Here is a 24,416-nt window from a genome sequence, read left to right as displayed (position 1 = left end):
GCACCTGGTCCCCGACCTTCTTCAGGACAAAGAGCTTTCCGCACATGGGCGTGAGCGTCAGTACGTCGGCCGACGCCGGCTGAGTCTTTTTCACAGGCTGCACTCCGATTTGGGGATGCGGCCATTTTCAGAACCAGTCAGGGGAACGCAGGGGAAAACGTCTTCCCCCGCATTCCCACCCACGGGATAACTGCATGAAAAGTCAGCAAATTACCTATGAAGACGGGTTGACCCGCAACCCGACGCTCCGTGACCACATGGCGGCGATGGTCCACCGCGGCGCCGGCCTGACGGCTGTGGCCGGTCAGCTGGACATGGCCCCTTCGAAGTTGAGCGAGAAGCTTGCCGGCTGCGACAGCGGCGGCAAGCCGCGTGGCCTGTCCATCGACGACCTCGAGCGCTACATCCAGACGACCAAGGACGTGTCGCCGGTCCACTACCTGATCGAGCGCTACCTGGTCACCCCCGAAGCAGCGACGGCAGAGGCGCTGGCCGAGCTGCACCAGCACCTTTCTGCCCTGAGCGGGACGCTCGCCAAGCTGGGGATCAAGTGGCCATGACCGCCCACACGATCAACTTGGCCGACCAGCAGCGCGAGCGCCGTATCCGCGAGCTGGCGGCTGCCATGAGGGTTGCCCGGTCCTGCGGCGACCGCGCGGCGCTGCGGCGCCTGTGGAGCGAGCTTCGCGCTTCGGTGCTGGCCCGTTCCCCCGAGCAGGTGCGGGTCATGGAGCAGCGCATCGGTGTCGCTACGCAGGGGCGCGCTGATGGCCAGGATCCGCTCTATCAAGCCCGAGTTCTGGTCCAGTGAGCAGGTGATGGAATGCTCGCCGATGGCTCGGCTGCTCTTCATCGGCCTCTGGAATTTTTGCGATGACGCCGGCAACCACGTGGCCAGTGCCAAGACCGTGAAGGCCGAAATCTTCCCCGGAGACGACATTGGCTCGTCGGATGTGCAGCGAATGCTCGACGAGTTGTCGTCGAACGCGCTGATCGCCTTCTATACCAACGGTGACAAGGAATATCTGCACGTCACTGGCTGGCGGAAGCACCAGAAAATTGACCGCCCCACGTTCAAGCATCCGCCGTTCTCGGGTGATGCTCGGCGAGGGCTCGACGAGTCCTCACCCCCGGAAGGGAATGGAGTGGAGGGGAGTGGAGAGGAAGGGAAGGAGAAGATCTATCCTCGCTACGCTCGGATTCGTCCAACGCCGCTGGCGTGGACCTGCTCGGCGACGCCGCGGGCCAGGGCCAGGGCAAGGGGCAGGGGAGGGCGCCAAGGCTGACCTGAAGGCCCGCAAGGCCGACCGCATCCGCGAGATCGCTACCGATGCGCAGGCTGCGTTCAACGCGACCATGGCCAAGCCGCACGGCCTGCTGGCCAAGTGCACCGTGCTGAACAAGCCGCGGCTGAAGGCGGTCGAGAATGCTCTGCCGACCGTGCGCCAGCTCTGCCAGCAGCTGTTCGGCAGCGAGCGGGTGACGCCCCAGTTCTGGAACCTCTACTTCGAATCCGCGGCCGATGATGATTTCTATTCGGGGCGGGCGAAGGGCGGACCTGGTCACGAGAACTACGTTCCCGACTTCGAAGTTCTGCTGCGCGAGAAGACCATTGCCAAGCTGGCAGACCGGGCCCTGTCCGAGGTGACCCAATGACCGCGGCCCGTGACGAAGTGAGCCGCCTGTCGGGCCTGTACGGCGACCAGCAGGCCCTGCGCCTGCCGCCGCACAGTATCGAAGCCGAACAGTCCGTGCTGGGTGGGCTGATGCTGGTCAACCGGGCGCTGGTCGAGGTGCAGGACGTCCTGGTGGAAGGTGACTTCTACCGCCGGGACCACCAGCTGCTGTGGCGCTGCATCCTGCAGCTAGCCGAGAAGCGCCAGCCGTTCGATGCGGTGACTATCGGCGAGTGGTTCGGGGCTGCCGGACAGCTGGAGCTGGTGGGCGATGGCGCGTACATCATCGAGCTGGCCAACAACACGCCGTCGGCAGCCAACGTGCGGGCCTACGCCGAGATCGTGGCCGAGAAGGCGAAGCTGCGTGCGCTGATCGATGCTGGGCACGACCTGATCGACGCGGCCTACAGCCCCGAGGGTCGCAGCGCGCTCGACCTGATCGGGCATGCCCAGTCCCGCATCGGTGGGCTGCTGGACAGCGAGCCGTGCGACCTGGAGCCGGTGGCACCGGTGATGGCGCGCGTGTTCGACCAGCTTTCCCACGCCGCTGAAACGGTCGATGGCATCACCGGTCTGTCCACCAGCATGGAAGACCTCGATCAGATCCTGGACGGCTTGCTGGGTGGCCGCCTGTACGTGCTGGCCGCTCGACCCAAGATGGGCAAGACGACCCTGGCGCAGAACATCGCCGAGCAGGTAGCCCTACGTGCAGGCAAGTCGGTCGCCTTCTTCAGCTTCGAGATGAAGCCAGAGGAACTGGGCAAGCGCATGCTGGCCAACCTGGCCGGGGTGAGCGGCGGCAAGCTGCGGTCGGGAAAGCTCGACAACGCCGACTGGCAGAACGTCACCCTCTGGACCCGCAGGATCGGTGAGGCGGCAATGCGCATCAGCCGGCCGCGCATCGCCAAGGTGCAGCACGTCTGCGCCCAGGTGCGCCGCATGAAGGCGCAGGACGACAACCTGGTGCTGGTGGTGATCGACTACCTGCAGCTGATGCACGTCTCGGGGACAACCGTGCCGCCGGCATCGGCGACATCACCCGTGCACTGAAGCTCTTGGCCAGCGAGCTGGACATCGCGGTGCTGCTCCTGAGCCAGCTCAACCGCGACCTGGAGAAGCGCACCGGCGACAAGCGCCCAATCGTGGCCGATCTGCGCGACTCGGGATCGATCGAGCAGGACGCGGACGCGGTGATCTTCATCTACCGCGACGAGATCTATCACCCCGACAGCCGTTGGGCTGGGACGGCCGAACTGATCGTGGCCATCCAGCGCGACGGTGCGCCCGGCATGGCTCGCGTCGCGTATGCGCCGGAGTATTTCCGGTTCTCCAACCTGCCCGAATGGTGGGAGCCGAAGCAGAACACCGCCTCGGCGCCAACGGCCGGTTCTGCGCCGAGGGCTCGCCGAGGCCTCGCCGCTGCGTTGCCGATTGGAGACCGAGAATGACCCTGACCGCAGCGGCAAAGAAGATCCGCGCCAAGCGCGCACGCCGGCCGATCTACCTGGTGGTGGTGAAGCTGATCGACCCGAACACCGGTGAGGTGGTCGGCGCCCTGGTCCCGGCGCATGAAGTCGACCAGCGCCTGCTCCGCGAGCGGAAGTTCCGCGTGGGTCGGGAGATCCGCGGCGAACTGAAGCAGCCGCGTGACGGCAGCCAGCATCGGTTGATCCACAAGATCGGGCACCTGATGGTCGACAACGTCGAAGGCTGGGAGCAGCTCGACGCGCACGACGCGGTGAAGCGCCTGCAGCTGGACGCCGACGTGTGCTGCGAGACCGTCGAAATGGACGCCACCCCGGTGATCGCCGCGGTGCTGGACGCCTGCGAGGCGCTGCTGGGCGCAGGCGCTCGCAAGGTACTGGCCGGCGTGCTGCCGGAGATCCGCACAATCCCGGTCAAGCGCGCCGAGAGTCTGTCATTCGACGAGATGGAACAGGCCCGGTTCCAGGAGCTGTTCGACGGCCTGACCGAACACATTGCCCGCCATTACTCCCACGTGATGCTCGACGACGTGCGCGCGGAGTTCTGGGACATGGCTGGGTCGAATAGGAGGGTTGCATGAACTTTCGTCGATCACAGGGAGTTCTTGACGCCCGCAATTGCGTCTTTACAGAATTCCTTTGCTTCTTCCATGCACCGGAGAAATTCGGGGACTTCTTCGCGAAACAACCACCGTCCAGCACGGTTGCACACGCTGCGTGCACGGTGGATGGCGTGGATAGCGCTGATGGTCGAGCCACCTGCAGGCCCGAGAAGGTGCAGAGATTCGCCCTTGTCCCACAATTCTTGGGGAATGGTGTCTTTGTTGGTGCCGATCATGTCGTCGTTGGGCCGGGTCTCAACGTCATGGATGTCCCTCTCGATGCGCCGTTGCATGGTCTCCAGCTCTCTGAGAAGGATCAGCCCGAAGCTCCGAGCAACCAACGCTTCCTGAGCGCGCTTGTCCCGGATCTCCTGCCGACGCTGCCAAGCAGGCACACCGACGGCTACCAGAATGGCCGCGATGCTGCCGATCGCCTGAACCCAGGCGGGGAGGTCCTTGGGAGCTTGCACGAGCCGCAACCCTCCGCTCATAAGCGCCCATACGAAGAAGGCTCCTGCGCCAAACGACATCACCGCGACCACGGCCCAGTCTCGGTCGGTCCTTCCCTTTTTCATGCCTTGCCCCTTGTTGTTGGCCGGATTCTACAGCCCGGGGTGGCCCCATGAGGACCAAGAACGCGAAGGCCCTCACGCTTGCCGAGAGGCGGCACCTAGACGCAGTGAAACGGCTGCCCTGCAGCGTCTGTAGCCGGGCTGCGCCGAGCGACGCCCACCACATCAAACAGGGCCAGCACTTCACGACCGTGGCCCTGTGCAAGGACTGCCACCAGGGCAGTTTCAACGGCATCCACGGGCAGAAGCGCATGTGGCTCGTCATGAAGATGGACGAGCTGGCCGCCCTGAACGTCACCCTTTCCCGGCTGCAGCTGAAGGAGGCCGCACGATGATCCGCCTCACCCTCCCGTACCCGATCAGTTCGAACCGGTACTGGCGCGCCGTGATCATTAAGGGGCATGCCGTCATGGTCCCGACCAAGGAGGCCAAGGCCTACAAGGCCGAGGTTGCCCGGCTGGCCAAGGCCGGGGGAATCGGCCAGCCGCATGCAGGGCGGATCTCGCTGACCATCCGCCTGTTCCCGAATCTGCCGCAGGACTGGGCGAAGCGCGCGCGTCGCGACCCACACACCTGGGACGACACGGTGCAGTGCATCGACCTCGGGAACTGCGAAAAGGTGCTGTCCGATGCCCTCAACGGCGTGGCCTGGGTTGACGACAAGAAGCACCGCCGCATCCTGCTCGAACGCATGGAGCCGGATGCCAAGGGCGCACGTGTGGAGCTGGTCATCGAGCACCTCGCCGCTGCGCCGTCCCTGTTCGGGGAGGCCGCAGCGTGACCACCGCCGAGGCCCGCACGCGGAAGCGATACAACGCCTACCTGCGCCGGCACGGCGTGTGCGCCGTCTGCACCATGCGCGAGCGCGGCAGCAGCCCTGCGCACTGCCAGCGCCGGCCAGACCGACAGGGCAGCTGCGACACCGACGGGCTGCTGCCGGTGTTCCGATTCGACGAGAACGTGCTGAAGGGGATGCGCGATGGCGACTGACGACTACCTGGTGCAGCAGCTGCGAGCCTGGGGTCACGCGCAGGCCAACCGGTTCGCGCTTACCTACGCCGACCGCAGCACGCACGTGCTGGAGAAGGCCCGCGACATGGCGCCCGGTACCCGCGAGCGCGCCCTACGCGACCTGGTGGGCCGAGACGGGTCCAGCCGCAGGCGCTTCATGGCCGACCGCTGCGGCGTGGAGGGGATGGGCATGCTGCCGGCATGGGCAGTCGATCCGGTTCGGTCGACGAACGATGCCGACAAGCCGCACGACAACCCGGAGATCGCGGTGGACATCGGTATCCCCGACGAACTGAGGTGGGTCGAGCAGGCGCTGGCGTCGATGATGCGGCAGCACCCGCTGCGCGCCCTGGTGCTGCACACCGAGTACACGGTGTCGGCCAGTCAGGCAGTCAAGGCTCGAATGGTGGCGGAGAAGTACGGCGGCACGCTGTCGGTCTGGCAGTACCGCCGGGAGCTGCAGCGGGCGGTAGACTGGATCGGCGGCCGTTTGGCCGCATAGAGAGCGTTATCGTGGCTAAGAGAATGCACGTTGGCGAGCAGGTGAGTGAGCTCTGCCAGGAGATCCGGTCTGCAGTAGAAAGCCATTGGGTGTTCACGGCTATCAATGGGTACATGGATAAGCCGCAGAATGTCGAGACTAGGGATCGGTTCTGGGTCGTATACCCAGTGTTGGTGAACAACGCTTTCGATTCCATGGTTGTTTCTACCTTCAACCTTCTTGATACAAAGAGCGACGTACTGACCCTGAATACCGTAGCCCTCAGCCTTGAGAGCGCTCAGGCAGATCCGGAGGTTGTTAAGCTCCTGCGGGATGTGTATGAGCATCATCAGGCTCTTCGAATCGCGCTGTTCCGCGTGAGAAACAACGGCGTCGCACACCTCAACGCGATAAAGACGAGCCGCGAGCATCTGGTAATAGCAGGCCTGAAGGAGCCAGAAGTCAGGTCGTTCATGCAGGATCTTGTCCTCGTTTCCGATGCGATCCGTAGTTATTGCGCCTGGGATGTCGGTCCACCGAATAGACAGGTCGAGGCGGAAGCCGCGCAGCTCTTCCATCTCGCTGGTGGGATGTCCCAGCATTTGCGCAGCGGGGGGCACAGCCTTGGCCCTTGACAAGTTGCACAAGCGAATGCCCTAATTCTGCAACTGTCAAGAATTGTCCCTGAAGCCCCGGCCCTGCGTCGGGGCTTCTGCGTTTCCGGGACTGCGCTTCCTGCGGGCGTAGGCCAGAGGTCCAGGCTGCCGGGCTCATAACCCGGAGATTCGCCGGTTCGAATCCGGCCCCCGCAACCATCCACGCCCGTCCACCCTCACCGGACCAATTCGCCGAGCCTGCCGGGCTGCGGTGACGGGCACCTATCGACCAATCGGGGAGGGCGACATGCCGAACCGGACCAACCATGGAACCGACATGCGGGGAGAAATCATTGACGCGGTGGGGACCGCTGCCCTGAAGGTCACGCCGCCGGTAACGGTGGCTACGGCCGTCGCATCAGGGTTCACCCTGGATAAGGCCGTGCTGGTGCTGACGGCCATCTACCTGGTGGGCCAGATCGGCTACCTGGTGTGGAAATGGGTACGCGAATGGCGCCAGGCGCGCCGCGGCGGGGTGATCGGATGAAGGGCAAGGTGATCGGCGGCAGCGCCGCAGCTGTCATCGCCCTGGCCGCCGCCGCGCTGGTGAAGCCGTGGGAGGGCTACTCGCCCACGCCATACATCGACATGGTCGGTGTGGCCACCTACTGCTACGGCGACACCAGCCGCCCGGACAAGCCGGTCTACACCGAGCAGGAGTGCGCCGAAAAGCTCAACAGCCGCCTCGGTAGCTACCTGACCGGCATCAGCCAGTGCATCAAGGTGCCGCTGCGGGAGCCCGAGTGGGCCGCGGTACTGAGCTGGACCTACAACGTGGGCGTGGGTGCTGCCTGCCGGTCGACGCTGGTAGGGAGGATCAACGCCGGCCAACCCGCCGCGGCCTGGTGCCCGGAGCTGGACCGCTGGGTCTACGCCGGCGGCAAGCGCGTGCAGGGCCTGGTGAACCGCCGGGCGGCGGAACGGGCCATGTGCGAGGGCCGGTCGTGAACCGCATCGCCATCGCGGTAGCAGCCTTCGTCCTTTGGTCCGTCGCCATGGTCGGCGTTGGTTGGGCCTGGCGCAGTGACCGTGCAGAGGGCAGCGAGGCCACCCAGCGCGCCGCCGGCGCCGAGGCAGTCGCCGCCCAGGTGAACCAGACCCGTGCCATCGAGCATGCCCAGGCCGAGACACTGGCCGCCATTGGAGCGAAGCATGAAGAAGACCGCACTGCGGCCGCGACCGTCCCTGCTGCTGTTGTGGCTGACCTGCGCGCTGGGCGTCTCCAGCTGCGCGACGACCTCGCCACCTGCAGCACCAGCCTCCTGTCCCAAGCCGTCGCCGGCGCCGTCGAACGTGATGCGCACGCCGAACTACGAGCAGAGGTTGCGGGAGCTGCTGTTCAAATCGGCCGCGACGCCGACAACCACGTCCTCGCCGGCCAAGCCGTGATCCGGGCGGACAGGGAGCAGTAATGGCACGGCCCAGTAAGTACAGCCAGCAGCTGGCTGACGCGATCTGCGACCTGCTGGTAGATGGCAAGAGCCTGCGCACGATCTGTTCCACGGCGAAGATGCCGAGCCGTTCCACGGTCATTCGTTGGCTGGCCGAGAACGAGGCATTTCGAAACCAGTACGCGCGTGCACGCGAGCTGCAGGCGGACACGCTGGCCGAAGAGATCCTGGACATCGCCGACAAGGCGGTGCTGGGCGAGCGGCTGAAGAAGGATGGGAAGGGCAAGGTGCTGGAGCGACAGACCGGCGACATGGTCGAGCGCTCCAAGCTGATGATCGATGCGCGGAAGTGGTACGCCGGCAAGCTGCAGCCCAAGAAGTACGGCGAGCGCGTTGCCCTGGATCACGGCGTGCAGGACAACCTGGCCGACCAACTGAGAGCCGCCCGTGAGCGCGCAGCCGGCCGCGAGTCCTGAGCAGCAGCTGGTCGAGGCCATCGGCTCGTTCCAGCACGACCCGCTGGGCTACGTGCTGTTCAACTTCCCGTGGGGCGTCAAGGGCGGCCCGCTGGATGGCAAGAAACTGCGCGCCTGGCAGCGCCGCCAGCTGGAGAAGATCGGCAGGAAGCTGCAGGCCGGTGCTGCTGATGCTGGAGAGGTGATCCGCCAGGCCGTCGGCTCTGGCCACGGTATCGGCAAGTCCGCCCTGGTGGCGATGCTGATCAAGTGGGCCTTCGACACGTTCGAAGACACGCGAGGCGTGGTCACCGCCAACACCGACAACCAGCTGCGCACGAAGACCTGGGCCGAGCTGTCGAAATGGCACGGCATCAGCCTCACGAAGGACTGGGCCACGCTGACCGCCACCGCGCTGATCAGCAGCGCCCCGGGCCACGATAAGACCTGGCGCATCGACGCGGTGCCGTGGTCGCAGAACAACACCGAGGCATTCGCCGGCCTGCACAACGAAGGTCGGCGCATCCTGCTGGTGTTCGACGAGGCCTCGGCCATTGCCGACAAGGTGTGGGAAGTGGCCGAGGGCGCGCTGACCGACCAAGGCACCGAGATCATCTGGGCCGCGTTCGGCAACACCACCCGCAACACCGGGCGGTTCCGCGAGTGCTTCCGCCGGTTCAAGGCCAGTTGGGACACCGAGCAGATCGACAGCCGCACCGTTGAAGGTGTGAATCTGGTCGAGGCCGAGCGCATGGTCCGCGACTACGGCGAGGACAGCGACGTGGTGAAGGTCCGCATCCGCGGCCTGTTCCCCTCGATGTCAGCCCGCCAGTTCATCGCCGAGGCGGACGTGGCTGCAGCCTATGGGCGGCACCTGCGGCCCGAGCAGTACAGCTGGGCGCCGAAGATCCTCACGCTCGATCCGGCGTGGGAAGGCGACGACGAGCTGGTGATCGGCCTGCGGCAGGGCCTGGCGTATCGGCAGCTGCGCACGCTGGCCAAGAACGACAACGACATGGCGGTGGCGGCGATCCTCGCCCAGCTGGAGGACGAGCATCAGGCCGACGCTGTGTTCGTCGACGGCGGTTTCGGCACTGGCATCGTGTCCGGTGGCCGCACGATGGGGCGCGATTGGCGCCTGGTGTGGTTCTCGGCCGAGTCCGGCGACCAGGGGTGCCTCAACAAGCGCGCCGAAATGTGGAAGGCCTGCCGCGACTGGCTGAAAGAAGGCGGGGCCATCCCCGAGGATCCGCAGCTGCGCGACGAGCTGCAGGCACCGGAAACCGTGCCGCGCCTCGACGGGAAGCTGCAGATGGAATCGAAGAAGGACATGAAGCGCCGCGGCCTGCCGAGCCCTAACCGGGCCGACGCCCTGGTGCTGTCGTTCGCATACCCCGTGATGCCCAGGCCGCGCTTCCCCGATGGGTCGCCGATGGAGCATCGCGATCGCGCCGACCAGCAGGCCGGTGAACCCTACAACCCGTTGTCCTGAAGGAATCTCCATGTGCAACTCCGCCCCCAAGGTGAAGCCGGTGGCTGCGCCGCCCGAAGTCGCGCCCGAGTCGATCGACGACGCGGCCATCTCCGAGCGTGATCGCGAGCGCCAGCGGCAGCGCCTGCGGTTCGGCCGCACGTCCACCATCCTTGCCGGTGGCACTGGCGCGGCGATGCCCACCGCGTCGGTCAAGACGGCGCTGGGTGGCTGACCCCATGTGCACCTCGCGCCAGATCATCGACCCGGGCGGCCTGTTGTTCGGCGACAAGACGGGCAAGTACGCCGACCCGCTGGGCATCACGAAGACCGCAGTAGGCGACCCGACCGGCCGCGTCCGCCGTGCCCGGAAGGAAGCCGAGGACGAGCGCAAGACCTTCCAGCGCAGTGGCGTCACCTCGGTGGCGTACCGCTCTGCTGTACCGACCACCGCGCTGGGAGTAACCACCCCGCGCAATACCCTGCTGGGGAGGCTGATGGACATCGCGAAGCTGCAGGCGCACTGCAAGCGCCGCAAGACCGCCCTGAAGGAGGCTCAGAACGACTGGACCCCGCTGTGGCGCCAAACGTCGGAGTACATCGACCCGACCCGGGGCCGCTTCTACGGTGACCAGGACGACAAGCCACGTAAGCGCAACTGGTCCAAGGTGATCAACAGCACGGCCACGGATGCGCTGGGCGTGATGGCGGCCGGCATGATGTCGCACATGACGCCCAAGGCGCAGCCGTGGTTCAAGGTGACCACGCCTGACCCAGCCATCGCCGAGCTGTTCGGCGTGCGTGTGTGGCTGGACGATGTCGCCCAGCGGATCCGCGACACCCTGGCCAGCAGCAACTTCTACAAGGCCATGCCGGTTGTCTACGCCGAGGACGGCATTTTCGGCGTCGCTCCGCTGCTGGTGCTGGAAGACTCGCGCGAGGTGGTCCGCTTCTACGCGCTGACCGCCGGCAACTACGCCGTAGGGCTGGATGACCAGGGGCGGGTCGACTCGCTGTGGCGCCGCTACCCGAAGACGGCGCGGCAACTGGAGGAACGCTACGGCGCAGACGCGTTGCCGTCGGTCGTGCGCGAGGCACTGGGCAAGAGCGGGGACCAGAAGTTCTGGGTGGAGTCGCTGATCGAGCCGAACCCGGACCAGCGGCCTGGCATCGGCCCGCTGGGGCTGCAGGCTCCGCGCTTCCGTCCTTACCGTGAGGTGGTTTGGATCGACGGAGTAGCCAACGGCCAGAACGGCGTGATCGACATCGGCGGCCATTATGAGGCGCCGTTCGTCGTTGCCCGCTGGAACCCCGTCGCGGAGGACATCTACTCGTCCTGCCCCGCGATCAACTGCCTGGGCGACATCAAGCAGCTGCAGTATCTGGAAGGCGAGAAGCTGCGCCTGATGGAGCAGCTGTCGGATCCGACCCTGGGCGTGCCGGAGGGCTTGCGCAGGACCGGCGGCGCACGACTGAGGAAAGGCGGCCAGATATACCTACCCGACGGGGTCACTAACGCGAATGTCGCGCCGGTCTATACGCCAGACGGGCGCGGCCTGCAGCAGATCCGTGAAGAAATAACTACCGTCGAGCAGCGCATCCAGCGGGCGTTCTTCTACCAATTGTTCCTGATGCTGGAGGCGCTCGGCGACAAGACCGACCGCACCGCCACCGAGATCGTCACCCGCAAGGAAGAGAAGGCGGCAGTGCTGGCGCCAACCCTGGAGTCCATCACCGACGAGGTGCTGGACCCGGTGGTGGTCCGGGTGTTCCGTCTGCTGGAGCGCGCTGGCCGCATCCCGGATCCGCCGCAGGTGCTGGCCAATGTGCCGCTGAAGATCGAATACACCAGCATCCTGGCGCAGGCGGCCAAGGCGGCAGCGGTCGGCTCGATCGAACGCACCATGACCTTCGTGGCCAACGTGGCGCAGGCCACCGGTGACCCGTCCGTGATGGACAAACTGGACAGCGACCAGGTGGTCGACGAGTACACCGCAGCCGTGGGCGGCCCTGCCTCGATCATTCGCAGCGACGACGCAGTCGCGCGGATCCGTGCAGACCGTGCGCAGCAGCAGCGGCAGCAGCAGCTGGCAGCCTCTGCCCAGCCGATGAAGGAAGCCGCGCAGGCGCTGAAGACGGCCAGCGACACCGTGCCCGAGGAAGGCTCGGCGGCCCAGGCGCTGATTGACGCCATGCAGGGTGCCGCATGAAGCGCCCCGGCATGGACCCGCGGGAGGAAGAGCAGCGCCGCGTTGCCGAGCGCATCGCGGACCTGCAGGACAGCCAGCTCCGCGAGGACGCGCGTGCAGTGCTGGCCGATCCAGCCGGGCGCCGGCTGGTGTGGCTGTTCATTCAGGCCATGGATGTGGATGACAGCGCGTTCAACACCAACGCGATGGCGCAGTCCCGAAAAATCGGACGGCAGGAGGCCGGCCAGTGGTGGCTGCGTGTCGTCCGTGACAGCTGCCCGGAGCGCGAGGCACAGATGCGCGCCGAGGCCAACAGTGCAATGAAGCGGCTGCAATCGCAGCTGCAGCAACCCGAGGAAATCAACGATGTCGACTGACAACGCCAACACTGCCAGCAACCCCAATCCTGGCGCCGGCGATACCACCACCACGACCGAAACTCCGCAGGTTCCCGGCAGCAGTGCGCCGGCGGGGACCGATGGTGGCGGCAGCGGTGGCAACGCTGCGGGCAACGATGGAAAGCCGAACGAGGGTGAAGGCGGCGGTGAAGCCGGCAAGCCCGAGGACGGTAAGACCAGCGCGGCACCGGAGCAGTACGGACAGTTCAACCTGCCTGAAGGGTTCACCCTGGAAGGCGATCGACTGGGCACAGCCACGCAGTTCTTCAAGGCCAAGGGCTGGACGCAGGAGCAGGCCCAGGAGGCCGTTGACCTGTACACCCAGATGGCCGGGCAGGATGCGGCGGCGATGCAGCAGGCAATGGAAGCCCAGCGCCTGCAGCAGGTCGAGCAGTGGGGCGTGGATGCCAAGCAGCAGCTGGGCGCCAAGTACGACGAAACCGTCGGCCTGGCCACCACCGCGGTGAAGGCCATCAACGACCCCGACCTCACCAAGGCGTTCAACGAGCTGGGCTGGGGCAACCATCCGACCATGATCAAGGCGTTCGCCTTTTTCGGCGGGTTCCTTCGCGACAGCAAGGTGGATGGCTTGGGCGGGACCACCGCATCTGGTCCGAGCGCTTCCAGCGACCCGAAGTCGATCCTCTACGGCGGCTGATAGCCGCTACGCAACAACCCATCAACCAGCCGCCGCAAGGCGGTTTTTTCGTATCTGGAGAGACAAACAATGTCGACCATCGGCAACACCTACCTGACCCTGGCGGACGTGTTCAAGCGCACCGACGCCGACAAGCAGATCGCTGCGGTGATCGAGCTGCTGGCGCAGGACAACCCGATCCTGCAGGACATGATCGTCAAGGAGTGCAATGACGGCACCACGCACCTGACCACCGTGCGCACCGGCATCCCCGAAGGCACTTGGCGCATGCTGTACCAGGGCGTTCAGCCCACCAAGTCGACCACCGCCCAGGTGCGCGATGCCACCGGCATGATCGAAGCCTGGAGCGAGATCGACGAGAAGCTGGTGCGCATGACCGGCGACTCGGCCGGCCTGCGCCTGTCCGAAGCCCAGGCATTCCTCGAAGGCCTGAACCAGGGCGTGGCCACCTCGATGTTCTACGGTGACCAGGCTACCTCGCCGGCGAAGTTCACTGGCTTTGCTCCCCGCTTCAACAAGATCGCCACCAGCGGTTCGGGCGCCCAGATCGTCGATGCAGGCGGTACCGGCTCCGACAACACCTCGATCTGGTTCATCGTCTGGGGTGAGAACACCGTCCATGGCCTGTACCCGAAGGGCAGCAAGGCCGGCATCGATCGTGAAGACAAGGGCAAGCAGACCAAGACCAACGCGGATGGGTCGATCCTCGACGTGGTCCGCGAAAAGTTCCAGTGGGACATTGGCCTGTCGGTTCGCGACTACCGCTACGTTTCCCGCATCGCCAACATCGATGTGTCCGACGTGAAGGCCGGCAACGTGAAGCTGTACGACTTCATGCGCAAGGCCTATTACAAGCTGAAGCAGCGCCGCGTGATGGGCGGCCGTGCGGCCATCTACCTCAACACCGACATGCTGGAAGCGCTGGACGCGCTGGCCACCAATGGCGGCACCACCGACAACTTCGTGCGCCTCACCCGCAAGGAGATCGAGGGCGAGGAAGTGCTGACCTATCGCGGCATCCCGCTGCGCGAGTCGGATGCGCTGCTGAACACCGAAGCCCGGGTCGTCTGATCCGCCGCCACTGAATCGGGCGCGCGGGCTCCGGCCCCGCTCCCTACCGCAATCCAAGGAGCAAACCACCATGATCTTCGATCAGCAGAACCTGTTCTCGAACGCACAGTCGGTGCTGGCGAGCGCAGTGTCCACCAACGTCATCGACCTGGGTGCCACCGGCACCGTGCAGGGCGAGGGCGCCCCGATCAAGCGCGACATCGGGCCGGGCACCCTGATCCCGCTGCGCGTGCAGGTAGTCGAGGCTTTCAACAACGCCACCAGCCTGCAGGTCGAGCTGCAGGTCTCGGCCACCGAGAACTTCGCTGCTCCGGTGACCGTAGGCTCGCAGACCAAGCTGTTGGCCGATCTGGCCGCTGGCTCGGTGTTCGGCGGCCTGTACTACGTGCCGCGTGGCACGAACCTGCGCTATGTCCGCCTGAACTACACCCTGGTGGGCACCGCGCCGACCACGGGCAAGGTCACCGCGGGCATCGTCGCCGGCCACCAGGAGAACAACCTGTGACCGGCCTGCGCGTGCGCGCGACCCGGCGCGGTTACTTCGGGCAGGAACGTGCGGTCGGCGACGAGTTCGAGATCGCCAGCAAGGAACAGCTGGGCTCCTGGATGGAGCCGATCAGCGGCAAGGCCGTGGCCGAGAAGTCGCCGCCGCCTGCCGACCCGTTCCTCGATCGCACGGTCGATCAGATCAAGGCGGACCTGGCCGGTCTGGAGGTCGAGCAGTTGGCGGCATACCGCGAGCAGGAAGCTGCCGCCGAGAAGCCCCGCAAGGGCGTGATCGAGGCGATCGACGCGGCCGTGGCCGAGAAGTCGGCGAACGCCTGACGGCAACCAATGGGGCGCCTTCGGGCGCCCCCACTACCGGAGTCGCAAATGGCCTCCCAGGTCCAAATCTGCAACCTGGCCCTGGGCAAGCTGGCCCAGGACATCACGATCACCTCGCTGACCGAGCGCTCGAAGGAGGCGCGCGTGTTCTCGCGTCTGTGGGAACCGATGCGCGATCTGGTTCTGGCCGACAGTCTGTGGCCATGGGCCGTCAGAGCGCAGCGCCTGGCGGTTGCGGCTGAGGCACCGCTGCCCGGTTGGGAGATCCGCTACGCGCGGCCCAGCGACTGCATCACCGCGATCGCGATCACCGACGACGAGGGCATGCGCGCTGGCCGGCGGCTCTCGCGCTGGTGTTCGCCTCAGTATCGACAGGGCCACGGTATCCAGTTCGAGCAGGCGATGGGGGCTGATGGCACCTCGCTGCTGTGCGATCGCGCTGGGGCATGGCTGGTCTATGTCGCACGTGTCGAAGACCCGGAGCGATACCCCGCGCACTTCGTCGACGCGCTGGCCTGCAAGCTCGCCGAGGAAGGTGCGCCGGCGATCATCGGCGCCAATGGTTTCTCCAACAAGTCGGGCCTGAAGCAGCTCTATGAGATGGCCCTGAGCCAGGCCGCGGCGCACGACTTCAACGAGGCCGACGAGGACGGGCATCAGCCGTCCATGGCCCAGATGGCGAGGGGCTGACATGGCACGCATGCTGCAACCGAGCATGTCCGGCGGCGAGCTGTCGCCAGGGCTGCAGGGACGCGTGGACCTGGTGCGCTACGCCATCAGCCTGAAGACCTGCCGCAACGTGATCACCAAACCCACCGGAGGCGGCGAGAAGCGCCCGGGCTATCTGTTCCGCGGGGGTGCCAAGCACAACGACCGTGCCACCCGCTTCATCCCCTTCATCTACTCGACGAGCGTGAAATACGCGATCGAGATGGGCGACGGCTACATGCGGTTTTGGGTGGGCGGCGCGCTGCTGCGCAACGGGGAAGGCGACGTTGTCGAGGTGGCCACGCCGTACACGGGCGAGGACATCTACAAGGTTCGCCACACGCAGTCGGCCGACGTGCTGTTCCTGGTGCATCCGTGGATCCCGCAGAAGGAGCTGCGCCGCCTGGCCGTCGACCAGTTCGAGCTGCGCGATTTCGAGTTCCGCCGGGGTCCTTTCCGCCCGTTCAACAACGACGAGGCCGCACTGCTGGCTGTGTCTGGCACGCAGGGCGTGGTGACGGTCACCACCAACGTTCCCACTTTCACCGTCGAAATGGTCGGCTCGCTGCTCTACGCCGAAGAGAAGGAGCTGCGCTCGGTGAAGCCTTGGGTGGCGCAGGAGCGCAACGTGCCCCTGGGCGTGCTGCGGCGCAGTGACCAGAAGGTCTACCGCTGCGTCGCGGTGCCGAACATCAGCGGACTGGCCGGAGACAAGCCCTACTACCTGTGCGGCGGAGTACGCCCCGTCCACGATGTCGGCCGTGCATTCGACGGCCCCCAGGACGTGAAGGACGACGGCGTGCAGGAGTACGCGGTGGGCGTCGAATGGGAGTACGTGCACGGCGGGTTCGGGATCATGAAGATCACCGGATTCACCAGCGAGTACGAGGTGACGGCGACCGTGATCGAGCGCATTCCCGACAGCATCGTCGGCAACGTTCCGCCGCCGGTGGCCGGCCCGTGGACCTTCAGCGGCGACGGCACCACGACACAGTTCGCCATTCCCGGCGCGACCAGCGCGTCCTACCTGGACTACCAGGTGAAGATCGACGGGGTGCCGGTGCAGTCGAACCCTTACTACCCCGGCGGCAGTGGCACGGGTGGCACCAGCGGCGGCGGCATTGGCCGCGGCGGCAGCAACGTGCAGGAGGCGCAGTAATGGCACAGGGCTGGACGATCGATCCCGTCGCGGATCAGATCAACTTCTATGAGGCACCGCCGACCGGCGCCGGCAACGTCGTTGTGACCCAGTTCGCCGCGGGCGCGGTCGGCGGCACGGACGTCTGGGCGGTGGGCGCTTGGTCCTATCGTTACGGCTACCCGGGCGAGGTCGAGTTCTTCGGCGATCGGCTCTGGTTCGCCGGTAGCCCTGGTGACCCGCAGACCGTGTGGGCGTCCAACATTGGCGACTATCCGAACTTCGGCCGCAGCTCGCCGATCGTCGACAGCGATGCCGTGTCGTTCACCATCAACGCCCGACAGGTGAACGCGATCCGCGATCTGGTACCGCTGGACAACCTGCTGGTGCTGACCACCGGCGGGGAGTGGAAGGTGACCGGCGGTCAGGACGACGTCGTGACCCCCAGCACGATCGGGATCAAGCCGCAGTCTGCCTATGGCACCGGTGACCTGCAGGCCCGCGTGCTGGGCGATTCGGCCATCTTCCTGCAGGCGCAGGGCCAGAGGGTGCGCGATCTGGCTTACCAGTTCGAGAAAGACGGCTTCCGGGGCAACGAGATCAGCATCTGGGCCGACCACCTGGTGCAGGGCTACACGTTCCGCGGCATCGAATACAGCACCGCGCCATGGCCGATCCTGTGGATGCCTCGCACCGACGGTGTTCTGATCGGCTGCACCTACATGCCGGAGCAGGAGGTCACCGGCTGGCACCCGCACGAGACCGACGGCGAGGTGCTGGACGTGTGTTGCCTCCCGGGTGAGATCGAGACCGAGGTCTACCTGCTGGTGCGCCGATTCATCAACGGTGAGTGGGTGCAATACGTCGAACAGATGGCGCCCACCCGGTATGACGACCCGCTCGATTGGAAGTATGCCGACAGCCTGCTGACCTACGACGGCCGGCGTCCGAATGGCTCGCCCATGACCCTCACCAGCAGCGGCGGATGGAACGAGGGCGCAGTGATCACCGCGACCACTGGCACGGCGATCTTCAGCGGGGCCGCGGATGTGGGGAACATCCTGCGGCTGGCGATCGGCGACGACAGCGTGCGCGTGCGTGTCATGGCCGTGGTGTCGCCCACGGTGGCCACGGTCGAGTCGATCGGTTCAGTACCGCCGGGGCTGCGTGATTCCGTCGTGCATGACTGGACATACCAGCGCAGCACGATCGCCGGCATGGACCACCTGGAAGGGAAGGGCGTCGTTGCACTGGTCGATGGCAATGTGCAGAAGGATCTGCAGGTTGTCGAAGGCAAGGTGCAGCTGCAGCGCCCGGGCGGCGTGGTGCACATCGGCCTGCCGTACACCGCGCACATCGAGACGCTGGAGGTCAACTCCAACGGCGGTGATCCGCTTCGGCCCATGAAGAAACTCGCATTCGAGGTCGCCCTGCTGGTGCGCAACACACGGGGCGTCTACGTCGGGACGACCTTGGACACGCTGGACCCCATCGCCCAGCGCGAGTTCGAGGACTACGACGAACCCACGCAGGCTTACACCGGCATCTTGCGCAAGAACATGTCCTGCCGATGGGGCGTTGACAGCGGTCATTTCCACGTCGTCAGCGACGACCCGCTGCCAATGGAGATTCTCGCCCTGATGCCGCAGGTGGTGGCGTCCGAATGAAGATCACGGCAGAACTGGTACCGGCCGCGGCCGACCACATCGCAGCGATCGCATCGGCGGCCAGGGCGGCCGATGTTGCCGAGCTATGGGCATGCGGCCGTACCACTCCGGCCGAGGCTCTGCAGCGCGGCCTGGCCGGCAGCGCGGAGGCGTGGACCGCGATGGTGCGCGGCGTGCCGGTGTGCATGTTCGGGGCGACGCCTTACTCGATCCTCGGCGGTATCGGCACGCCCTGGATGGTCGGCTCGACAGGACTGAACCCGCTATCGGTTCAAAAGGAGCTGCTGCGGCTCTCGCGGCCGGCGTTGGCCAGGATGCAGCGGGCGTTCCCATCTCTGTTGTTCAACGTCGTCGATCAGCGCAACGAGGCCGCGCAACGCTGGCTGCACTGGCTGGGCTTCCACTTCCTCGCGCCGGTGCCGGTGGGACCGGACAGCGCCCCTTCCTTCCGTTCTACTGGAGCGCATAACGTGTGCAATCCTGTTGTCGCCCTGCTGGCGACCACCCTCGTTACAGGCGCCTATCAGGCCGACGTCCAGCGAAAGCAGGGCGAGGCCAACGCGCAGATCGCCGAGAACAACGCAACGCTGGCGCAGGCTGATGCCGACCAGGCCAACGCGCTGGCCACGCGCGAGATGGAGCAGCAGGCCTGGCGCACCCGGATCGCGCTGGGTCAGCAGCGCGCTGCCATTGCCGCGAACAACGTCGATCCCACGCTCGGAACCCCCGCAGAGATCCTGGGCGAGACGGCCATGTTCGGCGAAGTCGATCAGCAGACGATCCGCATGAACGCCGCGCGGCAGGCCTGGGGCTTCAGCGCACAGGCTCAGAACCAGCGCACGCAGGGCGAGCTGGCGCGCTGGAGCGGCAATGCGCAGGCGACCGGCACGATCCTCGGCTCGCTCGCCAGCGCGGCAAGCATGGGGTTCGGCGGGGTATCAGGCGCGGGTCGGGGCGGCGGAGGCAACCTGTCGTCGCAGGCCAACAGCATCACCATGCGGAACAACGCGCGCATCTCGCGCGGATGGGGGCTGTGACATGGCAACCCTGATTCCGCGCACCAGCGGGCCGCAGGTGCAGGCCCAGCTCGGCCCGCAGGTCCGCAACACCGCGCAGGTGAACCTGTCGCCGCTCAGTCGCACCGCGGGTGCTGTCGGCCAAGCGGCGGCCGACCTGTTCCAGCAGCAGAAGCAGCGCGCCGACCTGACCGCGGTCATGGAGGCACGCCGCGAGCTGTCGGACTGGGAGGGGAGCACCTTCAACCCAGCCAATGCGGACGGCATCGCCAAGTACCAGGGCAAGAACGCCCTGCAGGCCCACGACGCGCTGCTGGGCGATCTCGACCAACGGGTGTCAGCGATCAGGAGCCGCCTGTCGCCTGAGCAGCAGCAGCGGTTCGACCAGGTGTCGTTCTCCTTCCGCGACTCCGTGCAGGGCCGGCTCAACAGCTATGCCGATCGCGAGTACGGCGCCTATGAGGCCAGCGAGCGCAAGGCGACGATCGACAACATCGGCCAGGACGCCGTCAGCGCCGGTATGGCGGGCGACTTCGGCCTGGCGGACGTCCGCCTGCAGGAGGCCGTCGGCATCGCCAGCGCCGCCTACCAGACGCAGGGCTTGGGCGCAGAGGCGATCAAGGCCAGCGAGCGGGGCATCGTCTCGTCCGTGCGCAAGCAGACGACTGCGGCCATGGCCACGCGTGATCCCTTTGCGGCGGAGGACTACTACAACCGCTACGCGGACCAGATGACGCCGGAGGACCGTGCGCAGGTCGAGCGCACGTTGTATCCCGTGGTGAAGGACCGGGCGGCATACGAACTGGCGCAGTCGCTGGCCGACGGACGTGGCGCAATCGAGCCGCTTCCGGCACCAGCTGCCCGGGGCAAGCCATCTGCGAGCATCGCCAAGGCGATCGACGATGCGGCGGCGGCCGAGGGACTGGACGCAGCAGGACGCGCTGACCTGTACGCCCTGGCCGAGCAGGAATCGGCATTCCGCGCCGACGCGGTGAACCCCGAGATGCTGGACGACGGAGACCAAGCCACGGGCCTGTTCCAGTACCGCGCAACCAGCGCCGGCGGCATCGATCGGAAGGACGCCGTGGCGTCTGCCCGTCGCGCTGCTCGCGAGTACAAGGAACGGCTGGCCAAGGGCGGCCGGGCGTTCGCCATTGCCGCGCACTTCGCCGGCGAAGGCGGAGCTGATGCGGTGGTGAATCGTGGCCGCTCGGCGCAGAACCCGAAGACGGCGCTGTACGTGCGGCAGGTCATGGGCCGATCTGCGCGCTGGGCATCCGCGGTGGGGCAAGGCGCTGCATCCGGGGCGCCGGTCGTGGCCGGCGCGACTGCCGCACCCGCAACGCTGGCTGATGCGATCGCAGCGATCCCGCGCACGATGCCGCCGGATCAGCGCGCCGCAGCCGAGGGCTACCTGCGCGACATCTATGCGCAGCGCAAGGACCGGCTGGAGCAGGCGAAGAAGGCCGCGGCCATGTCGATCTATGACAAGGTGGCTGCCGCCGGCGCGAGCGTGCCGCTGTCGCAGGTGCTGGCGCCGGCCGAGCTGGCGCTGGTGGGTCAGGATTCGAGCCTGTCCGAGTCGATCAATCGCTATCGCAAGCTGACCGCGGAGGGTGCGGTAGTGCAGGACGATCCGGCCACGGTAGACGAGCTGCAGCGCATGCAGGCTCTGCGGCCGACCGAGTTCGCCAAGCTTCCACTGGGCCAGTACGCCGACAAGCTCAGTGGCAAGACTCTGAAGGCCTTCGCCGAAGACCAGACCAAGGTGAATGACCCAGCCAAGCGTGCCGACTATCTGAGTGACGCCGATCGCGTTGAACGTGGTTTCCAGATGCTGGGAATCGGTGCGGCGACGGATGCGAGCGGGACTGGGTCTGAGGCAAAGAACGCGCCGCGGGCAGGGCTGCGCGGTGAGTTCCGCATCGCCTACCAGAACGCACAGACGGCATTCGTGCAGTCCACCGGCAAGAAGCCGACTCCTGAGCAGGCAGACGTGCTGCTGTCGGCGACGGCCAAGCAGTTTGCCCAGAACCTGCAGGCGGGCCGTCTCGGCGCGATCCAGGAGAAGGACGGCAAGTTCAAGAACAACCCGAAGGTGAAGGTGGGTCTCTACAGCAGCGCCGCGCAGTTCGACCTTCAGGTGAGCCAGGCCGACCGGGACGCGGTGCGGGGCGCATACGCCGAGAAGTACGGCCGACCCCCGACCGATGCCTGGGTTACCCAGTACCTCGCCCGCAAGAGCCAAGGAGCCAAGAAGTGATCGACAACGTGCTGGAAGGCTTCGACGAACTGTCGGACGAGATCGAGAGCAACCGGCAGGTGACCCTGCGCAGCGCCTACACCGGCACCAGCCAGAAGCCGGAAGAAGCCGCGCGCGCGAACCAGCTCTCGGACCAGCTTGGACAACCGTTTGGCGTGGTCGCGGCGAACCTGGGCGACTACGAGCAGGACGCGCGCCGCCAGGAGATCGATGACGCCGGCCGCGCATCGCCGCACGTCGGCGACTTCCTGAGTGATCCGCGGCGGATGGCGCTGGCCAGCGATGAAGCCCCGAAGCTGGCTACCTATGCCAACTCGCTGGTGACCGGTGAAGCGCGTGCAACTGCCGAGCCGAACATCCTGGAGCAGGTCATCGGCGGCATCGTCAGCGGCTGGCAGCGCGGCAAGGCCAATGCACTGTCTCTGCTGCCCGATGGCCCGGCGGTGATGGACCCTGCGACCGGTCGCCTGACCAACGACCGTTCGGCCGAAGAGGCCGCGTTGCGCGCAGACCAGGAGCGCCGTGCGCAGGCTGCCGACGTGACCAGCGCCAGCACCGATCGCGGTTTCCAGGCGTTCGACCGAGCGAATAAGGCCGGCAGTTTCGGCGGGGCTGTGCGCGAGCTGGCCGGTGGCGGTACCGACACGCTCGGCGCGATTGCGGTCACCCTGGGTCAGTCGATCGGCATGGGCGCTCCCGGCCTGGCGCTGACCGCTGCCACCGGTGGTGGTAGCCGCGTGGTGACTGCCGCATCGGCCGGTACCGGGTCGGGCCTGACCGAGTTCGGCGCCAGCATCGCCGACGCCATGCAGGACGCGAAGATTGACCCAACCGACGCCTACGCGGTTGGCCAGTTCCTGCGCGATCCGCAGAAGATGGCGGCCGCGCGCGACAAGGCCGCCAGACGCGGCGTGGCCATCGGCGTGTTCGACGCGCTCACTGCCGGCGTGGCCGGTCACTTCATCAACAACGCCCGCCGCAGCGCGTCCTCGGCGGTCCTGCGCACCGGTGCCGAGGCCGGCTTGCAGCTGGGTGGCGGTGCCGCCGGCGAAGCCACTGCGCAGCTGTTGACCGAGGAACGCCTAAAGTGGGGCGACATCATCATGGAGGGCCTGGCCGAGGTGCCCACGGGTGCGGTCGAGGTGCATGCCAACTACCGCGCCGCGCGCGCGTCCGGGCAGGTGCGCTGGATCAACGAGCGCCTGGACCAGGTGATGCAGTCCGGCCAGAGCAACGACCGCCTGCGCGCCGCCACCGAGCTTGCGGGAGAGCTGAAGCTGGGCGAGCGGTCGCCGGAGGACATGAAGGCGCTTACCGCACAGGTGGCCGGCGAGGACGCACGGGTGTACCTGGACGCGGAGCAGGCGCAGACGCTGTTCCAGTCCGCACCGCAGGTGCTGCAGGACATGGTCGGCGGCGAGTCGGTGCTGGCCGAGCAACTCGCCACTGGCCAGGTCGTGATCCCGATGGCCGAGTGGATGGCGGCCGTTCCGCGGCTGCCGAACCGCGACGAGATCCTGCGCAACGCCCGCACGACGGCCGATGGGCTATCCCCAGCGGAACTGGAATCGCTCGACATCGATGCGATGGCCCGCGAGCTGGGCGTGCCGCTGGACGCGCCGGCGCCGGACGCGGCCGCGGCGAATGCGCGCGCGCAGGTGCAGCAGTCGGTCATGGCGCAGCTGATCGGGACCGAGCGGTACACGCCTGCGCAGGCCGAGAGCCAGGCGCGGCTGTGGGGCGCCATGTTCGGCCGCCTGGGCGAGGTCACCGGGCAGGATCCGGTTGCGCTGTACGAGCGCTACGCGGCCGGCATCGATACAGCTGAGGCGCCGGCAGAGGGCGCTGAGGCCCAGCCGCGCACGCTGATGCAGCGGGGAATGGACGCGCTGCGTGGCCTGTTTGGCCGGCCGCAGGTCGCCACCGACGCCCGTGGCCAGCAGACCATCGAGCGCGAGGGCAGCGCCTACGTGCAGCGCGCAGGGCAGTGGCTGCTGGCCGACGACCAGGGCCAAGCCCGTGATTTCCTGGCGCTGGACCAGGCGCGCACGGAAGCCGAGCGCACTGGCGGCGAGATCGTGCAGGACGACCCGATCGAGGGCCAGCGGCAGACCTGGAGCGTTGCGCTCCCGGACACCGCCGCGCGCGAAGTCCTGGCCGGGGACATCCTGTTCCAGCCGGCATTCCATGGCACCCCGTACAACGTTGATCGCTTCAGCGTGCAGCGCATTGGCACTGGCGAGGGCAATCAGGCGTTCGGATGGGGCATGTACTTTGCCGGCCGGCGTGAGGTGGCCGATTACTACGCTCAGGCCGTGTCGCGTGACCGCAGGGAGTCCGATGAGGCGCTTGGTTCGGCGCGTGACGCCTTGCGAGAAGCGCTCCGCGCTGAGGACTTCCTGGGCTTCGACACCTTTGGCGAGGCCGTTGGCGCACTGCTGGCGGATGCCAGATGGCAGGAAAACTGGGACATCAGCAACCCGCAGCAGCTTGAACAGTCGCTGGAGGCGTACCGCTCCGCTCGCGATGCTCTGCAGGGAAGCTGTATCAGGTCGATGTTCCGGATGATGCCGATCTGCTGAACTGGGACGCTCCATTCAGTCAGCAGCCCGAATCTGTCCAGCAGGCGATTCGGCAGGTCACCGCAGGCGAGGCACTGGCCGAATCACTGCAACCGTTTGAGG

The 24,416-nt window shown here is 66.6% G+C and carries 31 protein-coding genes and 1 tRNA gene; 31 read left to right on the top strand and 1 reads right to left on the bottom strand.

Annotation, left to right across the window (positions count from 1 at the left end; genetic code table 11):
• Positions 1–194: 194 nt before the first annotated feature.
• The 7 genes from N4G47_RS13095 (at position 195) to N4G47_RS13065 (ending at position 3,741) form a co-directional block, all read left to right on the top strand.
• Positions 195–560 (top strand): hypothetical protein, encoded by a 366-nt coding sequence (locus tag N4G47_RS13095; protein WP_153855843.1) that lies wholly within the window; start codon positions 195–197, stop codon positions 558–560.
• Positions 557–811: a hypothetical protein gene (locus N4G47_RS13090; protein ID WP_475287627.1), complete on the top strand. Its 255-nt coding sequence runs from the start codon at positions 557–559 to the stop codon at positions 809–811. Before N4G47_RS13095 ends, N4G47_RS13090 begins: the two co-directional genes overlap by 4 nt.
• Positions 768–1,286 carry a hypothetical protein gene (locus N4G47_RS13085; RefSeq protein WP_475287626.1) on the top strand — a complete coding sequence of 173 codons (519 nt, stop codon included), beginning with the start codon at positions 768–770 and terminating at the stop codon, positions 1,284–1,286. The genes N4G47_RS13090 and N4G47_RS13085 overlap by 44 nt, the downstream gene beginning before the upstream one ends.
• 70 nt (positions 1,287–1,356) lie before the next feature.
• The gene (locus tag N4G47_RS13080) at positions 1,357–1,656 is read left to right on the top strand and encodes a hypothetical protein (protein WP_475287624.1); all 300 of its coding nucleotides are present in this window, start codon (positions 1,357–1,359) and stop codon (positions 1,654–1,656) included.
• Complete coding sequence (locus N4G47_RS13075) at positions 1,653–2,726, top strand: replicative DNA helicase (protein WP_475287623.1); 1,074 nt, start codon at positions 1,653–1,655, stop codon at positions 2,724–2,726. Before N4G47_RS13080 ends, N4G47_RS13075 begins: the two co-directional genes overlap by 4 nt.
• 5 nt (positions 2,727–2,731) lie before the next feature.
• Positions 2,732–3,124, top strand: a complete 393-nt coding sequence (locus N4G47_RS13070) for a DnaB-like helicase C-terminal domain-containing protein (RefSeq protein ID WP_475287621.1) — start codon at positions 2,732–2,734, stop codon at positions 3,122–3,124.
• Positions 3,121–3,741, top strand: a complete 621-nt coding sequence (locus N4G47_RS13065; protein WP_475287619.1) for a hypothetical protein — start codon at positions 3,121–3,123, stop codon at positions 3,739–3,741. The genes N4G47_RS13070 and N4G47_RS13065 overlap by 4 nt, the downstream gene beginning before the upstream one ends.
• An 11-nt stretch (positions 3,742–3,752) precedes the next feature.
• Here N4G47_RS13065 and N4G47_RS13060 read toward each other — a convergent pair whose 3' ends face one another.
• Positions 3,753–4,337, bottom strand: a complete 585-nt coding sequence (locus N4G47_RS13060) for a hypothetical protein (RefSeq protein WP_475287617.1) — start codon at positions 4,335–4,337, stop codon at positions 3,753–3,755.
• 47 nt (positions 4,338–4,384) lie between these two features.
• On the opposite strand from N4G47_RS13060, the gene N4G47_RS13055 reads away from it, so the two are divergent.
• From N4G47_RS13055 to N4G47_RS12940, 24 genes are all read left to right on the top strand, one after another.
• Positions 4,385–4,669: a hypothetical protein gene (locus tag N4G47_RS13055; protein WP_475287615.1), complete on the top strand. Its 285-nt coding sequence runs from the start codon at positions 4,385–4,387 to the stop codon at positions 4,667–4,669.
• Entirely contained in the window at positions 4,666–5,115 is a 450-nt protein-coding gene (locus N4G47_RS13050; protein WP_475287613.1) for a RusA family crossover junction endodeoxyribonuclease, read from the top strand. The genes N4G47_RS13055 and N4G47_RS13050 overlap by 4 nt, the downstream gene beginning before the upstream one ends.
• Positions 5,112–5,324, top strand: coding sequence for a hypothetical protein (locus tag N4G47_RS13045; RefSeq protein ID WP_475287611.1), 213 nt, complete (start codon positions 5,112–5,114; stop codon positions 5,322–5,324). Before N4G47_RS13050 ends, N4G47_RS13045 begins: the two co-directional genes overlap by 4 nt.
• On the top strand, positions 5,314–5,847 hold the full coding sequence (locus tag N4G47_RS13040) for a hypothetical protein (protein WP_475287609.1): 534 nt from the start codon (positions 5,314–5,316) through the stop codon (positions 5,845–5,847). Before N4G47_RS13045 ends, N4G47_RS13040 begins: the two co-directional genes overlap by 11 nt.
• 23 nt (positions 5,848–5,870) lie before the next feature.
• Entirely contained in the window at positions 5,871–6,461 is a 591-nt protein-coding gene (locus tag N4G47_RS13035) for an AbiU2 domain-containing protein (protein ID WP_475289945.1), read from the top strand.
• A gap of 101 nt (positions 6,462–6,562) precedes the next feature.
• Positions 6,563–6,641, top strand: a tRNA-Met gene (locus N4G47_RS13030).
• 88 nt (positions 6,642–6,729) lie between these two features.
• On the top strand, positions 6,730–6,969 hold the full coding sequence (locus N4G47_RS13025; RefSeq protein ID WP_239508883.1) for a hypothetical protein: 240 nt from the start codon (positions 6,730–6,732) through the stop codon (positions 6,967–6,969).
• Entirely contained in the window at positions 6,966–7,430 is a 465-nt protein-coding gene (locus N4G47_RS13020; protein ID WP_475287607.1) for a lysozyme, read from the top strand. Before N4G47_RS13025 ends, N4G47_RS13020 begins: the two co-directional genes overlap by 4 nt.
• Positions 7,427–7,894 carry a lysis system spanin subunit gene (locus tag N4G47_RS13015; protein ID WP_475287605.1) on the top strand — a complete coding sequence of 156 codons (468 nt, stop codon included), beginning with the start codon at positions 7,427–7,429 and terminating at the stop codon, positions 7,892–7,894. The genes N4G47_RS13020 and N4G47_RS13015 overlap by 4 nt, the downstream gene beginning before the upstream one ends.
• The gene (locus N4G47_RS13010; RefSeq protein WP_053091891.1) at positions 7,894–8,349 is read left to right on the top strand and encodes a terminase small subunit-like protein; all 456 of its coding nucleotides are present in this window, start codon (positions 7,894–7,896) and stop codon (positions 8,347–8,349) included. Before N4G47_RS13015 ends, N4G47_RS13010 begins: the two co-directional genes overlap by 1 nt.
• Positions 8,321–9,820 (top strand): hypothetical protein, encoded by a 1,500-nt coding sequence (locus N4G47_RS13005; protein ID WP_475287603.1) that lies wholly within the window; start codon positions 8,321–8,323, stop codon positions 9,818–9,820. The genes N4G47_RS13010 and N4G47_RS13005 overlap by 29 nt, the downstream gene beginning before the upstream one ends.
• A gap of 10 nt (positions 9,821–9,830) precedes the next feature.
• Positions 9,831–10,034 (top strand): hypothetical protein, encoded by a 204-nt coding sequence (locus N4G47_RS13000; RefSeq protein ID WP_475287601.1) that lies wholly within the window; start codon positions 9,831–9,833, stop codon positions 10,032–10,034.
• Positions 10,027–12,009, top strand: coding sequence for a portal protein (locus N4G47_RS12995; protein ID WP_475287599.1), 1,983 nt, complete (start codon positions 10,027–10,029; stop codon positions 12,007–12,009). Before N4G47_RS13000 ends, N4G47_RS12995 begins: the two co-directional genes overlap by 8 nt.
• Positions 12,006–12,365, top strand: a complete 360-nt coding sequence (locus N4G47_RS12990; protein WP_138464159.1) for a hypothetical protein — start codon at positions 12,006–12,008, stop codon at positions 12,363–12,365. The genes N4G47_RS12995 and N4G47_RS12990 overlap by 4 nt, the downstream gene beginning before the upstream one ends.
• On the top strand, positions 12,355–13,044 hold the full coding sequence (locus tag N4G47_RS12985) for a hypothetical protein (protein WP_475287597.1): 690 nt from the start codon (positions 12,355–12,357) through the stop codon (positions 13,042–13,044). Before N4G47_RS12990 ends, N4G47_RS12985 begins: the two co-directional genes overlap by 11 nt.
• A 69-nt stretch (positions 13,045–13,113) precedes the next feature.
• Positions 13,114–14,115, top strand: a complete 1,002-nt coding sequence (locus tag N4G47_RS12980) for a major capsid protein (RefSeq protein WP_054172936.1) — start codon at positions 13,114–13,116, stop codon at positions 14,113–14,115.
• 70 nt (positions 14,116–14,185) lie between these two features.
• Positions 14,186–14,620: a Bbp16 family capsid cement protein gene (locus tag N4G47_RS12975; protein ID WP_475287595.1), complete on the top strand. Its 435-nt coding sequence runs from the start codon at positions 14,186–14,188 to the stop codon at positions 14,618–14,620.
• Positions 14,617–14,940, top strand: coding sequence for a hypothetical protein (locus N4G47_RS12970; RefSeq protein WP_475287593.1), 324 nt, complete (start codon positions 14,617–14,619; stop codon positions 14,938–14,940). The genes N4G47_RS12975 and N4G47_RS12970 overlap by 4 nt, the downstream gene beginning before the upstream one ends.
• Positions 14,941–14,988: 48 nt before the next feature.
• Positions 14,989–15,630, top strand: coding sequence for a phage connector family protein (locus N4G47_RS12965; protein WP_475287591.1), 642 nt, complete (start codon positions 14,989–14,991; stop codon positions 15,628–15,630).
• A gap of 64 nt (positions 15,631–15,694) precedes the next feature.
• Complete coding sequence (locus tag N4G47_RS12960) at positions 15,695–16,807, top strand: phage tail protein (RefSeq protein WP_475287589.1); 1,113 nt, start codon at positions 15,695–15,697, stop codon at positions 16,805–16,807.
• A complete protein-coding gene (locus tag N4G47_RS12955) occupies positions 16,807–18,453 on the top strand; it encodes a phage tail protein (protein WP_475287587.1) in 1,647 nt (548 codons plus the stop codon). Before N4G47_RS12960 ends, N4G47_RS12955 begins: the two co-directional genes overlap by 1 nt.
• Positions 18,450–19,490, top strand: coding sequence for a hypothetical protein (locus N4G47_RS12950; RefSeq protein ID WP_475287585.1), 1,041 nt, complete (start codon positions 18,450–18,452; stop codon positions 19,488–19,490). Before N4G47_RS12955 ends, N4G47_RS12950 begins: the two co-directional genes overlap by 4 nt.
• Before the next feature lies 1 nt (position 19,491).
• Entirely contained in the window at positions 19,492–21,732 is a 2,241-nt protein-coding gene (locus tag N4G47_RS12945) for a hypothetical protein (protein ID WP_475287583.1), read from the top strand.
• Positions 21,729–24,314 (top strand): hypothetical protein, encoded by a 2,586-nt coding sequence (locus tag N4G47_RS12940; protein ID WP_475287581.1) that lies wholly within the window; start codon positions 21,729–21,731, stop codon positions 24,312–24,314. The genes N4G47_RS12945 and N4G47_RS12940 overlap by 4 nt, the downstream gene beginning before the upstream one ends.
• Positions 24,315–24,416: the final 102 nt, after the last annotated feature.

Source organism: Stenotrophomonas sp. GSD10, assembly GCF_056172695.1.
The sequence above is the reverse complement of the archived record's forward strand: the minus strand, read 5'-3'. Positions and strand labels throughout refer to the sequence as shown.